Here is a 15,518-nt window from a genome sequence, read left to right as displayed (position 1 = left end):
AAAGCGGTGAGAGTACACATACTTGGTTCCGGAGGAAGGGAACACGCGATAGGATGGGCTTTCGCGAAGCAAGGGTACGAAGTCCACTTCTATCCGGGAAACGCCGGAACGAAGAGAGATGGAACGAACCATCCCTATGAAGGGGAAAAGACCTTGAAAGCCATCCCCGAAGAGGACATTGTGATACCGGGATCCGAGGAATTCCTGGTAGAGGGTGTTGCAAACTGGAAATCCAACGTCTTCGGACCGGTGAAAGAGGTCGCAAGGCTCGAAGGATCCAAGGTCTACGCCAAAAGGTTCATGAAGAGGTACGGTATAAGAACCGCTCGCTTCGAAGTGGCAGAAACCCCAGAGGAGTTGAGAGAGAAGATAAAAAAGTTTTCCCCTCCTTACGTGATAAAGGCGGACGGGCTCGCTCGAGGAAAGGGTGTTCTGATCCTCGACTCTGAAGAAGAAGCCATCGAAAAGGGATCGAAACTTATAATCGGAGAACTCATAAAAGGTGTGAAAGGCCCTGTTGTGATAGATGAATTTCTCGCTGGGAACGAACTTTCCGCCATGGCGGTCGTGAATGGAAGGGATTTCGTGATCCTTCCCTTCGTCAGAGATTACAAGAGGCTGATGGACGGTGACAGGGGACCGAACACGGGAGGTATGGGCTCCTGGGGACCTGTAGAAATCCCTCCCGATACGATCAAAAAGATCGAGGAGCTCTTCGATAAGACTCTGTGGGGAGTGGAAAAGGAAGGTTACACATACCGGGGATTCCTCTACCTTGGCCTCATGCTTCACGATGGCGATCCTTACATACTCGAGTATAACGTGAGACTGGGCGATCCAGAAACGGAAGTGATAGTGACGTTGAATCCCGAAGGATTCATCAACGCAGTTCTTGAAGGATACCGCGGGGGTAAAATGGAGCCGGTGAAACCTCGGGGATTCGCTGTAGACGTCGTTCTCGCGGCGAGGGGCTATCCTGACGCTCCCGAAAAGGGCAAGGAGATCACCCTTCCAGAAGAAGGTCTCATATTCTTTGCGGGAGTCGCGGAAAGAGATGGTAAACTCGTGACCAGTGGAGGACGTGTGCTTCACTGCATAGGAACGGGAGAAACGAAGGAAGAGGCTCGAAGAAAGGCCTACGAACTCGCGGAAAAGGTCCACTTCGAAGGCAAGATCTACAGGAGGGATATCGCTCTATGAAATACACTTACAGAGAAGCAGGAGTCGATGTCGAGAGGGGAGAAAGCTTTGCGAAAACTATAAAAAGCGCTGTAAAGCTTCCCGAATGGGTGATGAAAGAGCCCACGGGATACGCTTCCATACTCACGATCACAACTCCCCCGGTTGTTGTAACAGCCGATGGGATCGGCACCAAACTCATCCTTCACAGAAAGCACGGGACCTGGCGCTACGCGGCCGAAGACCTTGTAGGTATGAACTACAACGATCTGGTCTGCGTGGGAGCGAGGCCTGTGGCCTTTCTGGACTACCTTGGGGTCGAGAGAATCTCCGAGGAACACGAATCGTTCATAAAAGAGCTCGTGAGCGTCCTTGACAGTGTGGGCATGAAACTGGTGGGCGGTGAGACCGCCGAGATGCCCGATGTTTATCGTGGAGACTGGGACGCTGTGGGCTTCGCTGTCGGTGTTTTAGAAAGACAAATACCAGTTGATAAGATAGAAGAAGGAGATGTGATTGTTGGTATTCCGTCATCGGGGTTCCACTCGAACGGCTGGTCCCTCATAAGAAGGATCATAAAAGAGGAATCCATAAAGATCGAGGAACTTCCCTTTGAACTTCTGAAAGGAACACGCATATACAGAGAAGTCATCGAAGTGTTCGACCTGGTGAAAGGGATCGCACATGTAACTGGTGGGGGAGTGTTGAGAGCTCTGAAGAGAGTCCTCGGAAAGCTTGGGGCGCACGTTTCTCTGCCAAAGAGGGACTTCGTTGATTGGATATTGAAATATGTAGACTTCAACGAAGCGGTCAACACCTTCAACATGGGTGTTGGAATGTTTCTGATCGTGGAAAAACAAAAAGTGGACGAGGTTCTGGCCAGAGTAGAGGGAACAGTCGTTGGGGAGGTCTCTTCAGACTGGAAAATCGAGTACGGAGGTGAGGAGGGATAAGTGTGATCGAGAGTTTCGTGAAGGGATTCAAGGAGATGGTTCAAAACACAAAACTCGCTGTGATAAGCGTTATGGCTCTCGTTCTGGGGTTTGTGGCAGAAATGCTCTACATCTTCACTGGGAAGTACGATTTTCTGAGCCTCGATTTCTTCGTCATAAAACTCTTTGAAGAAACACTGCTTGCACTGCTGATGGGGGCTCTTCTGATTCCAAGAAGAAGAGAAAATCCTCTCAGTCTTCTCGTGTTTTCAGCGTTTTACGGGTTGACGATAAGCGCTGGTTTTTCTCTGTTCGTCCTTCCCGGTTTTGTGGCCTTCATGTTTCTCTTCTTTGCTCCTCTGCTTTCCGTGAAGAACGAACCTCCTTCCAGCGTCCTGGAAAAGAACTACAGAATGGTGTTCAAAGGAGAGAAAACGGCGGACGTGTTCCTCTCTGCGGCCGTTGTATTCATCGTCTGGTTCATACCGTATCTGGGTTCCATAATATCGAATCTCTTGAGAGTTGTTCTGGTTTACTCTATGTACCGGGTAATGGAGGGATCCTATGAAAAGACTGAGAGTGACGCTGGCTCAGCTTAATCCGACTCTTGGAGACTTCGAGGGAAATCTAAAGAAGGCAGTAGAAACCCTCAGAGTGGCGGAAGACCGGGGAAGTGATCTTCTAATCTTTCCAGAACTCTTTCTTCCCGGTTATCCTCCCGAAGACCTCATGCTTAGGCTCTCGTTCCTCAGAGAGAACAGAAAATACCTTCAGAAGTTCGCTCAGCACACGAAGAATCTTGGTGTTACCGTCTTGATGGGTTTCATAGACAGCGACGAGGATGCGTACAACGCCGCCGCGGTTGTGAAAGACGGTGAGATCCTTGGAGTGTACAGGAAGATATCTTTGCCGAACTACGGGGTTTTCGATGAGAGAAGATACTTCAAACCCGGAGAAGAACTCCTCGTCGTGAAAATGGATGAAATCAAAGTGGGTATTACCATCTGCGAAGACATCTGGAATCCGGTGGAACCAAGTGCCTCGCTTTCCTTAGGTGAGGGAGTTCATCTCATAGCAAATCTTTCGGCTTCTCCCTACCACGTGGGGAAACCTGCTCTGAGAAAAGATTACCTCTCTATGAAGGCTTACGACTACCACGTGGCCGTGGCTTACTGCAACATGGTCGGGGGTCAGGACGAGCTCGTCTTCGATGGAGGAAGCATGGTGGTCGACGCTTCAGGAGAAGTCATAAATTACGGAAAGCTCTTCGAAGAGAATATCATCACGGTGGATCTGGATCTGGACGAGAACCTCAGGGTCTCCCTTGTGGATCCGAGAAGAAGGTACATGAAGACCCATAATTATCCGGTGAAAACCGTGGAAGCGGGAAATCTCCGGGAGAAATCCGGGCATTTTGAACCGGTGGTGAATCCTCTTCCTGTGAGAGAAGAAGAGATGTTCAGGGCTCTGATCACGGGTTTGAGAGACTATGTGAAGAAAAACGGTTTTGAAAAGGTCGTGATAGGGCTCAGCGGTGGAATGGACTCTTCTCTCGTCGCGGTCGTAGCAACAGAAGCTCTGGGAAAAGAAAACGTGAAAGGTGTTCTCATGCCGTCCATGTACACCTCAAAAGAAAGTATCGAAGACGCGCAAACACTGGCAAAAAATCTGGGCATAGAGACTTTCATCATTCCCATCACGGATGTGTTTCACTCCTACCTCGAAGCGCTCAAAGACGTCTTCGCCGGGCGAGAACCAGATATAACCGAAGAGAACCTTCAAGCGAGGATCAGAGGAAACTACCTCATGGCACTTTCCAACAAGTTCGGATGGCTCGTTCTCACGACAGGAAACAAAAGCGAGATGGCAACGGGATACGCGACTCTCTACGGAGACATGGCGGGAGGATTCGCCGTTATAAAGGATGTTTACAAGACAGACGTTTACAGAATAGGAAGATGGTACAACAGCTGGAGAGGAAAAGAGATCATTCCGGAAAACATTTTCGTGAAACCCCCCACGGCTGAGCTCAAACCCGGTCAGACGGACCAGGAGAAACTACCACCGTACGAGGTGCTCGATGAAATACTGAGACTCTACATAGAAGAAGGGCTCGATCCAGAAGAGATAGCGTCTAAAGGCTTCGACAGGAAGACCGTGCTCGACGTGACGGAAATGGTACGAAAGAACGAATACAAGAGAAAACAGGCCGCTATCGGCGTGAAGATCTCCACGAGAGCTTTTGGGAAAGACTGGAGAATGCCGATCACGAACAGATTTAAAGAACCTCTTTGAGAACGTTCAGGATTTCCTCGGGTTTCACCAGAGCAACCGCACCCGCTTCAAGAAGCGCTTTACCGTCGTTCAAGGAGTGAACGACTCCATAGATTCTTTCTATGCCGGCGCTTTTTGCGGCTTCAACACCGCTCTTTGAGTCTTCGAAGACCACAACCTTCTCTGGGACCACATTCAACCTTTCCAGAACGAGAAGGTATATCTCTGGATCAGGCTTTCCGTTCTTCACCTGATCACCGAACACCATGACGTCGAAGTACTTTTCGAGATCGAGTCTTTTCAGCCTTTCCAGAGCTTCTCGCTGCGGTGTGGAGGTTGCGAGCGCAAGTTTTATTCCTTTGCTCTTTACGAACTCAAGCGCCTCTCTCACACCTGGGTTTTCCTTGAGAAGCTCAGAGAAAACACACTTTTTTTCTTCGTGGACCCTCTTTCTAAAGTTCTCCAGAGAATCTTCTATCTTCAGCACTTCCATGAGAATGGGAAGACCTTCTCTTTCTGGAACTCCCATTATCCTCCTGTGGAGATCCTCCGTGTAAGGTTTTCCATAGCTTTCCGCGACTCTTCTGTAAGCTTCGAAGTAGAGAGGCTCTGTGTCCATGAGCACTCCATCCATATCGAAAATCACCGCTTCCATCCTTACTCCTCCTTTCTTTTAAAAGAATAACATGAAAAGTTTAACCTGTATAAATCGGATCTTTGTGGTAGTATTAAATATGAAACCACAACCAGGGGGGTTTTAGATGGTATCCAGGAGAATATCAGAGATCCCAATATCGAAGACCATGGAACTCGACGCGAAGGCCAAGGCTCTTATAAAGAAAGGAGAAGACGTGATCAATCTAACGGCCGGTGAGCCGGATTTTCCCACACCGAAACCCATCGTGGAAGAAGCGGTGAGATTTCTCCAGAAAGGAGAAGTGAAATACACAGACCCTCGTGGTATCTACGAACTCAGAGAGGGTATAGCAAAAAAGATAGGTGAGAGATACAAAAAGAACATCTCACCAGATCAGGTTGTGGTGACGAACGGGGCAAAACAGGCTCTGTTCAATGTCTTCATGGCTCTTCTTGATCCCGGCGACGAAGTGATCGTGTTTTCTCCCGTCTGGGTCAGCTACATTCCCCAGATCATCCTCGCTGGTGGCACAGTGAATGTGGTTGAGACATTCATGAGTAAAAATTTCCAGCCCAGTCTGGAAGAGATAGAAGGACTTCTCGTTGGGAAAACGAAAGCCGTTCTTATCAACTCGCCGAACAATCCCACCGGTGTGGTGTACAGAAGAGAGTTCCTTGAAAGACTTGTGAAGCTTGCTATGAAAAGGAATTTCTACATAATCAGCGATGAAGTTTACGATTCACTTGTTTACACGGACGAATTCACATCGATACTCGACGTTTCCGAAGGATTCGACCGGATAGTTTACATAAACGGCTTCTCGAAGTCCCACTCCATGACCGGTTGGAGGGTGGGGTACCTGATATCGAACGAAGAAGTGGCGACCGCTGTTTCAAAAATCCAGTCCCACACAACTTCCTGTATCAACACGGTAGCACAGTACGCCGCTTTGAGGGCTTTAGAAGTGGACAACTCTTACATGGCTCAGACCTTTAAGGAAAGAAGAGATTTCGTAGTGGAAAGATTGAAAAAGATGGGTGTTAAGTTCGTGGAACCAGAGGGAGCATTCTATCTCTTCTTCAAAGTTCCAGGTGATGACGTGAAATTCTGTGAAAGACTTTTAGAAGAAAAAAAGGTCGCACTCGTTCCAGGATCCGCCTTTCTGAAGCCGGGGTTTGTGAGGCTTTCTTTTGCCATATCTGCAGAAAGACTTACGGAGGCGCTGGATAGAATTGAAGACTTCTTCAATTCTCGTTGATTTCCTGAAGAGAAACTGGCACAGATACCTTTTCGGCGTTCTTTCGCTCATCGCGGTGGACCTCCTTCAGGTTTACATTCCACGTGTTATCGGAAAGATCGTCGACATGCTGAACACAGAGACGATGAACTTCGATACACTTAAAATAATGCTATTCTGGGTGATGGCCGCCGCGAGCGGGATGTTCATTGGAAGGTTCTTCTGGAGGTTCTTCCTTGGTGGTACTGCAAGGAAGTTTTTCCTCGAGGCATCGAACAAGATGTTCTCAAAGTTGCTCAGTCTCACTCCCGGATTCTTCGATCGAATGAAAAGCGGTGAACTCATGGCAAGGTTCACCAACGACCTTAGCCTTCTGAGAAGAGTGCTTGGCCAGGGTGCAATACTCTTCTTTGATTCTTTCATCATGATCGTGCTGGTCTTTTTCTTCATGATAGGTAACGTGGGATGGAAGCTCTCCTGGATCAGCTTTGCGCCGCTTTTGCTTCTCGTCCCTGTTTCGATGAGCTTTGGACGACTCATACACAGAAAAGTATCGGAAGTTCAGAAATCTTTCTCGGAACTTTCCGGGTTCACCGAAGAAACGATTTCGAGTGTGCGCATTGTGAAGAGCTTCTCGGTAGAAGACGTTTCGTTCAAGATATTTGAAAACAGGGCACTTAAAAACTTTGAAGACACACTCAGTGCAATCAAAGTCTCCAGCATCTTCAGGCCCCTCATCAACCTTATCGCTTCGACCGCTTTTTTCCTCACCCTTCTTTACGGTGGAAGAGCCGTTATAAACGGGAAGATCTCTCTCGGCGATTTCATAGCCTTCAATTCCTATTTGGGAATGCTCGTCTGGCCGATGATGGCTTACGGTTTCATGGTGGATCTGTTCCAGAGGGGAAGAGCGGCTATGAGACGTCTGGACACGATCTTCACCGCCCAGCCCGAGGTTAAAGAACCCGAGAAACCAATCAGGATAGATCACTTTGAAAGTTTTGAAGTGAGAAACCTGACTTACAGATACCCCGAAACAGAACGGGAAGTTCTGAAGAACATCACCATAAAAATAAACAGGGGAGAAATGATAGGCATCGCCGGCAGCGTTGGGAGCGGGAAATCCACGATAGCAAAGCTCCTCATGAAGCTCTATCCGGTGGAAATGGGAAAGATATTCATAAATGGTGTGGACATTAACAATGTTTCGTCGGAGAACATCAGATCCATCGTCACTCTGGTTCCACAGGAAACGTTTCTGTTCTCAGACACGGTGAGAAACAACATAACAGTCGGTCTGGAAAATGTCGATAAGAAGAGGCTCGAAGAAGTGACAAAGCTCGCGGCCGTTTACGACGATATCATGAGCTTTCCGGAGCAATTCGACACGATTGTTGGTGAAAAAGGTGTGACGCTTTCGGGCGGTCAGAAACAGAGAATCACCATAACTCGCGCTCTCATAAGAGATTTCGAGGTTTACATATTCGATGACTGTCTTTCAGCTGTTGACCCTGAAACTGAGGAAAGGATCATAGATTCAATCAGGAAAGGAATGAAAGGAAAAACAATCGTCGTCATCACGCATCGACTGAAGGTGCTGAAAAACGCCGACAGGATATACGTCCTGCACGAGGGAAGAGTGATAGAAGAGGGCACTCACGAGGAATTGATGATCAAAGGTGGTATGTACAGTAGAATGTACAGAAAACAGCTCATCGAGGAGGGATAGGGCGAAATGAGTGGAAAAAAGATAGGGGTTGTCACCGGTATATTCCAGTCCAGTCCGTACGAATTCTTCGTTCGAATGACCGCCGAAAAGACAGGAGAAGCGTACAAGGTATTCGCTCAGATAGAGGATGTTGTGAAGGTTGAGTACCTCACGGGGTACGGCACCGTCGTCACGTACGGAATGATCGTTGATATACAGAACAAATGGGATGGAGATCTGAGAAACGGCTACGAAGAAGAAGTTGCGCTCGAGAAGTTGAAACCTGCCTATCCGATATACATCGCGAAGGTGAAGGTGACAAGATCGTTTCTGAAAGAAGGTGACAAACTCCTCGAAGACGCTCCGGAGATCCCTCCAAACATAGGTTCCCCTGTCTTCCTCGTCGGAGATGAGGAGATAGACATCGCCCTTGGATTCGATGAGTTGAAGAGAAAGAACGTTGCACTGCCGGTTGGCTTGCTGAAGAACGGAAGGCCGGCTTATCTCGATTTGAGATACATCCTGGGAGACAACGGAGCCCACATAAACGTTTCCGGACAGTCCGGTGTTGCGGCGAAAACCTCTTACACCACGTTCCTCGTTAAGTCGATGATAGAAACGTCCAGCAAAAACGATGGAGAGCTGATGAGAGAGCTGAGAGAGGCGAGATACATCATCTTCAACGTGAAGGGAGAGAGTCTGCTGTTTCTCGATCGTTTTTCGAAGGAGTGGTATTCAGAAAGGGAGAAATGGGATGAAATGTACAGGGTTCTCGGCATTGAACCGAAACCTTTTGAAAATGTCGCATTCTACGCTCCCAGCAGGGAGAAGGGTGCTTACATACCGGACGTCAACAAGAGATTGATCGGTGTGAATGTTTACGGCTGGGACGTGTTCGACATCGTTGAAATGAACCTTCTGGAGCTCATGTTCGATCCAGACGAGATGACGAGAAACCAGAATTTTCAGCTCGCGGTCTGGTCCCTTCAGGAGCACCTTTCCCAGAGAATGGAAGAGATGTACCAGGAATTTCTGAAAGAGGGATACATCGTTGACAGAAAAAAACTGCCGTCAGAGGCACTGCGCGAAGTAGTGATGAAAAAAGGTGAGGTCGTGGATCTTCCACTTGATCTCGATAGTTTGATAAAAGATCTTGGAGAAGGTGGAAGGACAAGAGAGTATCTTCTGGGTGAACATGTCCAGAAGCAGACGATCGGGATGCTGATCAGGAGATTGAAAGCCGCTCAAAAGATGGACTTCGACAGACTCTGGGTGAAACCGCCTCTGAAAGTGGAACCGTGGCAGACCAATTATCGAATCGACTGGAACGTGCCGGGAAGGGTCACAGTCATCGACATTTCGAAGCTGAGAGAACGTGCACAGTCGTTTGTTGTAGGTGCAATTCTTTCCGAGGTAATGAGAGAAAAAGAAAGGAACAGTGGTTTCACTCAGCCCGTTTTCATCTTTCTGGACGAGCTGAACAAGTACGCACCAAGACACGGCGGAGGAGCCCTCGCGAATATCTTCAGAGATGTGGCGGAAAGAGGAAGATCTTTCAGAGTAATCCTCATTGGAGCCGAACAGACCGCTTCCGAAGTGGACTACAGGGTGATCACGCAGGCTGCCACGGTGGTTGTGGGCAGGCAGAAAGGAGCCGAACTCATAAAACCCGAATACTCGCATCTCACAGAGCACTACAAGAGAAAAGCAGCACTCTTGAGACAGGGAGAAGTGATCATAGATCAGCCGTTCTTGAACCTTCCTCTCACGGTGAAGTTTCCACTTCCAGCCTGGTGTACGAGAGAAGGCGGATGGTACCCGGAGGGAAAAACATGGGAAGAAGAGAAGTTCATCATTTGAAGTAAACTATGAATTCCGATCCAACGAGCCACTGAGAGTTCACTTCCAATCTGTAACCTATCGTGTTGCACAGGTGTTTCACTATGGAAAGTCCCAGGCCAGAACCGGGTGCCATTTTGAGTGCTTCTGAACCTCTGTAGAAGCGCTCGAATATCCTGCTCTTCTCCTCTTCTTTGATGCCGATTCCCTGATCTTTCACACTCAGTCTTTCACCGGTGATAGAAATCTCCACCACAGACTCGGGATAAGAGTACTTCACGGCGTTTGAAGCAAGATTCCTCAAAATTGTGTAGAACACAAACCTGTCCGCTTCGATTGTTTCAACATCCACGGAAACGTTCACCTCGATCTTCTTTGAGTCGATCTTTTCTCGAAGCTCTTCCAGGACCCTGTGAACGATTTCTCCGACAGGAATGTGCTCCATCTTGAGTTCGTAAAGACCCAGCTGTATCATGGTGAGCACCTTGAGCTGTCTTATAATCGTTTCCATCCTGTCCAAAGAGCGCTCAACTTTCTTGAGTATTTCGAGTTTTTCTGGATCGTCTTCTAAATCCTTCAGAAGAAAAACGTTCGCCTTCGACGCGGAAAGAGGTGTGAACAACTCGTGTGAGATGGCCGTTACAAAATCGAGTTTAGCCTCGCTGAGGGTTCTCTCCTCGGTGAGATCGCTCACGAAGAGAAGATTTTTCTTTGGTAGAAAGTGGAAGGAAACGAATCTTTTCGAGTGGGGTTCAAAAAAATAGGCGTTCGTTTCGAGGGAGAAATTCTTTTTTTCTTGAACCTCTTTGATGAATCTGTCCATCTCTCTGCACGTGAAGATCGACATCAGATTCTTTCCTCTTTTGAAGCCGAGTCTCTCAGCAGGTTTGTTCGCACCTTCCACTTCCAGCCCTTTCAGTATCACGACCGCCTCTCTGATATGATCGAGATCTTCAAGCTCTATCACCCTCATCACCCCGCGTTGAAAACTTGTATCCCAATCCCCTCACCGTTTTTATCCATCCCTTTCCTATCTTCGATCGAATGGCGCTGATGTGGACATCCACCACCCTGTCAGAGACGTAGTCGTCTCCCCACACCCTGTTCAGGATCTCCTCTCTTGAAAAGACCTTGTTCGGAGTTGTGGCGAGGAGTTTCAAAAGCTCGAACTCTTTGGCTGTCATCTCAACGTTTTTTCCATCGTATCTGACTATGTAATCCTCTGGAAAGATCTCGAGTCTTCCAAATCTCAGTACCTTCTGTTCTTTTCCCATCCTTCTCAGAACCGCTTTCACACGTGCGAGAACTTCCCTTGGATTGAATGGTTTTGTCACGTAGTCGTCCGCTCCAAGCTCTATTCCAAAGATACGGTCCATGTCCCTGTCCCTTGCCGAGATGATGATGATGGCCATTTCCGGGTGAGAAACTTTCATCTCGGGAATTTCGTCCATCGCCACACCGTCGGGAAACATGAGATCGAGGAGAAGCACGTTGTACGTTCCTTCAGAGAGTTTTTTCTTGAGATCGAAAAGGGACTCTGCTTCGTCACACTCGTATCCTTCGGTTTCCAGGTATCTCTTCAACACGCTCCTTATGTCTTCGTCGTCTTCAGCTATCAGCACCTTCATTCCCACTCTCAACACCCCTCAGGAATTCCTTCATGTTTTTTCCCGTTTCTATGTATATGACCTCCTCACAGAGGTTGTTGGCATGGTCTCCCATTCTTTCAAGATCTCTTGCGATGAGTATGTAAACCAGCGCTAGCTCGGCCGAGATGTTTCCTTCCTTTATCCTTTCCACCACGATTTTTCTGATCTTCTTTTCCATCTCGTCTATCACGTCGTCGAATTTCCAGAGCCTGAAGGCCAGATCCACATCCTCTTCAACGAAGGCTTTGAAAGCATCCTGAACCACTTTCAGGGTGCTCCCGAACATATCCTTGAGTTCCTTAAGCATCTCGAATTTGACCTTCTCCTTGGAGAGAAAGAGACACTTCTCAGCTATGTTGCAGGAGAGATCTCCTATCCTCTCCAGGTCGTTTGAAAATTTCAAGATGGTGATGATGTACCTGAGCTGTTTCAGAATGGGGTTGTACCTCGCTATGATCTGGTAGGCTTTTTCTTCTATCTCCCTGTTCAGTTCGTCTATCATATCGTCCGACTCGAGGACCTTCCTGGCGAGTGTTTCGTTCATCGTTTCGAGGCTCTCTATCGCGTCGTTCAAAGACTCAGAGACCAGAAAGAGCATCTTCGAGACATCAGACTTGAGAAGTGTGAGTTCCCTTTCGAAGTGAACGTGATCGACCATACTTTCCGCCTCCATCATCCGATTTTTCCTGTCAGGTACTCCTCGGTGAGCCTGTTTTTTGGCCTTTCCACGATTTCTCTTGTCGGTCCGTATTCGATGAGTTCTCCCCTGTACATGAACGCTATGTAGTCCGCTATTCTTATCGCCTGGCCGATGTTGTGCGTGACGATCACGATGGTGTAATTCTCGGAGAGTTCCTCCAGAAGCTTTTCTATCCTCTGAGTCGCTATGGGATCGAGGGCCGATGTCGGCTCATCGAGAAGAATCACCTCGGGTTCAACGGCGAGGGCCCTCGCTATACAGAGTCTCTGCTGCTGACCGCCGGAGAGTCTAGTACCAGATTTGTTCAGTTCTGACTTCACCTCGTCCCATAGGGCTGCCTTTTTCAATGATTCCTCTACTATCCGATCGAGAATGTGTTTGCTCTTCACTCCGTGTATCCTGGGGCCGAACGCGACGTTGTCGTAGATCGACATGGGAAAAGGTGTCGGTTTCTGGAAGACCATACCGACTCTCTTTCTGTACTCCGTCACATCGAGCTGTGGATCGTAGATGTCCTGTCCCTTGAAGTATATCTTCCCTTCAACCCTGAATCCAGGCAGATGATCGTTCATCCTGTTGATGCTCCTCAGGAGAGTTGTTTTACCGCATCCAGAGGGACCTATTATTGCGGTTATCTGGTTTTTGAAGATCTTCATCGTCACGTTCTTGACGGCTATCTTCTCACCGTAGTAAGCGCTGAAGTTTTCAATCTCAATGATGGGCTCCATTCTTTCTCCTCCTCAAAAAGAAAGCTGTTCCATATATCAAGGCAACTACTATCATCAGAAAAGCGGCCGTTCCCTTTGCCATCCACTGGGCTGACTCGCCGTACGCCGCTGTGATGTAGTATATGTGTGTTGGCAGGGTCATAACAGGAGAGAGAAGACTCTTCGGAAGCTGCGTTGAATAAAACACAGCTCCCGTGAGCAGAACAGGAGCGGTCTCTCCCAGAGCTCTTCCACCACCGACGAGAACCGCTGTTATGATCCCTTTCCTCGCAGCGGGAAGAAGAACTTTGAAGATCACCTCTTCTTTTGTCGCACCGAGTGCCAGCGCCGCTTCCCTTATCTCAACAGGTATGGCCTTCAGGGTTTCCCTCGTGGAAGAAGCGATAACGGGAAGTGTCATGAGAGAAAGAGTCAACGCGGCAGCGAGCATGGAGGTTCCAAACTGAAGGGCCACGCAGAAAAAGGCAAGTCCGAAAAGTCCATAGACAACCGAAGGAATACCGCTCAGGGCGGTCAGAGAGATATCTATCCACTTCGCGATCACGTTGTTTCCGTATTCAGAGAGAAACACCCCGGTGAAGATCCCAAGAGGAATCGATATGAGAAACGTGAGCACCATGAGGTAGAAACTGCCGAGGATGGCGGGAAAGATTCCTCCCTCCGTCATACCGTTCTTCGGATAATCCAGGAAAAAAGAAGGTGAAAAGTACTTCACCCCTCCCGCGAGAATCAGTACGAACATGATCACAACAACTGCGAAGGCGACGTAACTCACCGCTCTGAAAACGTACGAAGCGATCAGGTCTTTTCTCATCTTGTCTGCCTCCCCGATATGTACCTAGAGAGTCCTGTGAGAACAAGGGAGATCACAAGAAGTATAACCCCGGCCGCAAAGAGCACATGATAATGCATGCTTCCAACGGCCACCTCACCTATCTCGCTCGCAATCGCGGCTGTCAGAGGTTTTACTGGATCGAAGAAAGAACGCGGTATTATGGCAGCTCCTCCGCCAGCCATGAGGACGATCATCGTTTCACCGACAACTCTGTTCACGGTCAGGACGAAGGCGTTCAGTATGCCGGGAAGCGCCGCTCTGGTGGTAACCTTGAAAACCGTGGTGAATCGAGTTGCTCCGAGTGCCAGGGCGCTCTCTTCAAGGGCCACATCGACAGAGTCGAGTGCTTCAAGGGAAAGAGAAACGGTGTAGGGAAGGGCCGTGAGAATGAGTCCGATGGATGCGAGCAGAAAGTTCTCGGTGGACCACACATCGAAATTGAGCAGAATAGGAGCGATGTACAGAAGAACAAAGAGTCCTATGATTACAGAAGGTGTCCCGGCGAGAAATTCCACTGTGGTTCTTATGAGGTTTTTCTCGAAGTCTTTAGCGTAAGTGTGTAGGAAAAAGGCTATAAGGTAACCGAGGGGAAGTAACACGGCAGAAGAAAAAGCCGTGAGCAGAAGAGTTCCAGCTATCATAGCGAGCATACCGTATTCTGGGGGATCCGCCGTTGGATACCAGTAGATACTCGTGAAAAGCTCGCCCCCGACTTCCACGAGGGCGGGCCAGGCTTCCCTGATCAGAAAGAAAACCAGGAGAAAGAGGGCAAGAATGCCAGTACCCGAAAGAGCGACTATCACCAGTTTTCTGAGGAAATTCGCCAGGGTTCTGTTCAGCTTCGATCCCTCCTCACTGACCGTAAGCGGCTATGTAACCTGCCTTTTCGACCAGTTCCTGTCCCTTCTTCGAGAAGGCGAACATGATGTACTCGAAGACGAGGCTTCTCATTTCAGGGAATCCGTTCGTCGCATCGACAAACATGAAGAGAGGTCTTGCTATCGGGTATTTTCCTTTCAGAATGTTTTCCTTCGTCGGGTAGATACCGTTCACCTTCAGGACTTTCACATCGTCTGTGACGTACCCCACACCGACGTAGGCGATAGCGTACGGATTTTTGGAAACACTCTCTATCTCGAGCTGGGTGCTCTCGACCATTCTCACGTAAGGAGCCATTCTCGCTCCACCGAGGACTTTGTTTTCAAACGTTTCGTAGGTACCAGAAGCGGTGTTTCTCGAGTAAACAACGATTCTCTTTTTCGGGAGATTTGGATTCACCTGTGACCAGTACTGGATCTCTCCTGTATAGATCTTCTTCAGCGTCTCTATGGAGATGTCATCGATCCCGAGGTCCTTGTTCACAATGATCGCTATTCCGTCGAAAGCGATGAGGAAAGGAATGAAGTATTTTCCTTCCTTGTGCATTCTCTCGATTTCAGAGGGTTTGAGCCATCTGCTCGAGTTGGCGATGTCGGTCGTTCCGTTGAAGAGAGCCGCGATTCCTGTGGAAGAGCCCGCACCTTCGAGAGTCACCTGAAGATCCGGGTGGAGCTTTTTGAACTCTTCGATCCAGAGTTGGGCGATGGGAAAGATCGTGTTGGAACCCTTGATGACGAGCGTTTCTGCCACAAGAAAAACCGAAACTAACGAAAGAAGAAGTACCACAAACCTTTTCATAAGAGACACCTCCACATCAGGATTTTATCACTTCTTAGTTTCCAGATTTTCTTTGTGTGATTTCACACGGTTTGTTAAGAAATGTTAAGCCGACTCTTCGTTCTGAAAGAGAACGATTTTGTG

At 48.5% G+C, this 15,518-nt stretch carries 15 protein-coding genes; 7 read left to right on the top strand and 8 right to left on the bottom strand.

Annotated features, from left to right (window positions below):
- Positions 1 to 6: 6 nt before the first annotated feature.
- The 4 genes from purD to T2812B_RS07950 are packed head-to-tail and all read left to right on the top strand — an operon-like array spanning position 7 to position 4,406.
- Positions 7 to 1,200: a phosphoribosylamine--glycine ligase gene (gene purD / locus T2812B_RS07965; protein WP_008195392.1), complete on the top strand. Its 1,194-nt coding sequence runs from the start codon at positions 7 to 9 to the stop codon at positions 1,198 to 1,200.
- Positions 1,197 to 2,132: a phosphoribosylformylglycinamidine cyclo-ligase gene (gene purM / locus T2812B_RS07960; RefSeq protein ID WP_008195390.1), complete on the top strand. Its 936-nt coding sequence runs from the start codon at positions 1,197 to 1,199 to the stop codon at positions 2,130 to 2,132. Before purD ends, purM begins: the two co-directional genes overlap by 4 nt.
- 2 nt (positions 2,133 to 2,134) lie before the next feature.
- Complete coding sequence (locus T2812B_RS07955; protein WP_008195387.1) at positions 2,135 to 2,710, top strand: hypothetical protein; 576 nt, start codon at positions 2,135 to 2,137, stop codon at positions 2,708 to 2,710.
- Positions 2,676 to 4,406, top strand: coding sequence for an NAD+ synthase (locus tag T2812B_RS07950; protein WP_008195386.1), 1,731 nt, complete (start codon positions 2,676 to 2,678; stop codon positions 4,404 to 4,406). Before T2812B_RS07955 ends, T2812B_RS07950 begins: the two co-directional genes overlap by 35 nt.
- On the opposite strand, the gene T2812B_RS07945 is transcribed toward T2812B_RS07950, so the two are convergent.
- Complete coding sequence (locus tag T2812B_RS07945) at positions 4,390 to 5,040, bottom strand: HAD family phosphatase (RefSeq protein WP_008195384.1); 651 nt, start codon at positions 5,038 to 5,040, stop codon at positions 4,390 to 4,392. The two genes, T2812B_RS07950 and T2812B_RS07945, sit on opposite strands and share 17 nt — an antisense overlap.
- 106 nt (positions 5,041 to 5,146) lie before the next feature.
- On the opposite strand from T2812B_RS07945, the gene aspC reads away from it, so the two are divergent.
- The 3 genes from aspC to T2812B_RS07930 are packed head-to-tail and all read left to right on the top strand — an operon-like array spanning position 5,147 to position 9,827.
- Positions 5,147 to 6,280, top strand: a complete 1,134-nt coding sequence (gene aspC / locus T2812B_RS07940) for an aspartate aminotransferase (protein ID WP_008195383.1) — start codon at positions 5,147 to 5,149, stop codon at positions 6,278 to 6,280.
- A complete protein-coding gene (locus tag T2812B_RS07935; protein ID WP_008195382.1) occupies positions 6,255 to 7,988 on the top strand; it encodes an ABC transporter ATP-binding protein in 1,734 nt (577 codons plus the stop codon). The genes aspC and T2812B_RS07935 overlap by 26 nt, the downstream gene beginning before the upstream one ends.
- A 6-nt stretch (positions 7,989 to 7,994) precedes the next feature.
- The gene (locus T2812B_RS07930; protein ID WP_008195379.1) at positions 7,995 to 9,827 is read left to right on the top strand and encodes an ATP-binding protein; all 1,833 of its coding nucleotides are present in this window, start codon (positions 7,995 to 7,997) and stop codon (positions 9,825 to 9,827) included.
- On the opposite strand, the gene T2812B_RS07925 is transcribed toward T2812B_RS07930, so the two are convergent.
- Genes T2812B_RS07925 through T2812B_RS07895 form a run of 7 tightly spaced genes read right to left on the bottom strand, consistent with a single transcriptional unit; the run spans position 9,820 to position 15,395 of the window.
- Positions 9,820 to 10,779, bottom strand: coding sequence for a cell wall metabolism sensor histidine kinase WalK (locus T2812B_RS07925; RefSeq protein ID WP_038051043.1), 960 nt, complete (start codon positions 10,777 to 10,779; stop codon positions 9,820 to 9,822). The two genes, T2812B_RS07930 and T2812B_RS07925, sit on opposite strands and share 8 nt — an antisense overlap.
- Positions 10,760 to 11,440, bottom strand: a complete 681-nt coding sequence (locus T2812B_RS07920) for a response regulator transcription factor (protein WP_008195376.1) — start codon at positions 11,438 to 11,440, stop codon at positions 10,760 to 10,762. Before T2812B_RS07920 ends, T2812B_RS07925 begins: the two co-directional genes overlap by 20 nt.
- The gene (gene phoU / locus T2812B_RS07915; RefSeq protein WP_008195373.1) at positions 11,415 to 12,113 is read right to left on the bottom strand and encodes a phosphate signaling complex protein PhoU; all 699 of its coding nucleotides are present in this window, start codon (positions 12,111 to 12,113) and stop codon (positions 11,415 to 11,417) included. The genes T2812B_RS07920 and phoU overlap by 26 nt, the downstream gene beginning before the upstream one ends.
- Before the next feature lie 14 nt (positions 12,114 to 12,127).
- Positions 12,128 to 12,883 carry a phosphate ABC transporter ATP-binding protein PstB gene (pstB, locus tag T2812B_RS07910; RefSeq protein ID WP_004079999.1) on the bottom strand — a complete coding sequence of 252 codons (756 nt, stop codon included), beginning with the start codon at positions 12,881 to 12,883 and terminating at the stop codon, positions 12,128 to 12,130.
- Positions 12,867 to 13,697, bottom strand: coding sequence for a phosphate ABC transporter permease PstA (pstA, locus tag T2812B_RS07905; protein ID WP_008195369.1), 831 nt, complete (start codon positions 13,695 to 13,697; stop codon positions 12,867 to 12,869). The genes pstB and pstA overlap by 17 nt, the downstream gene beginning before the upstream one ends.
- Positions 13,694 to 14,521: a PstC family ABC transporter permease gene (locus tag T2812B_RS07900; RefSeq protein ID WP_008195367.1), complete on the bottom strand. Its 828-nt coding sequence runs from the start codon at positions 14,519 to 14,521 to the stop codon at positions 13,694 to 13,696. The genes pstA and T2812B_RS07900 overlap by 4 nt, the downstream gene beginning before the upstream one ends.
- 49 nt (positions 14,522 to 14,570) lie before the next feature.
- Positions 14,571 to 15,395, bottom strand: coding sequence for a phosphate ABC transporter substrate-binding protein PstS (locus T2812B_RS07895; RefSeq protein WP_008195365.1), 825 nt, complete (start codon positions 15,393 to 15,395; stop codon positions 14,571 to 14,573).
- Positions 15,396 to 15,518: the final 123 nt, after the last annotated feature.

It is taken from the genome of Thermotoga sp. 2812B (assembly GCF_000789335.1).
Classification (GTDB): domain Bacteria; phylum Thermotogota; class Thermotogae; order Thermotogales; family Thermotogaceae; genus Thermotoga; species Thermotoga maritima.
This window is presented reverse-complemented; position numbering and strand designations above follow the sequence as displayed.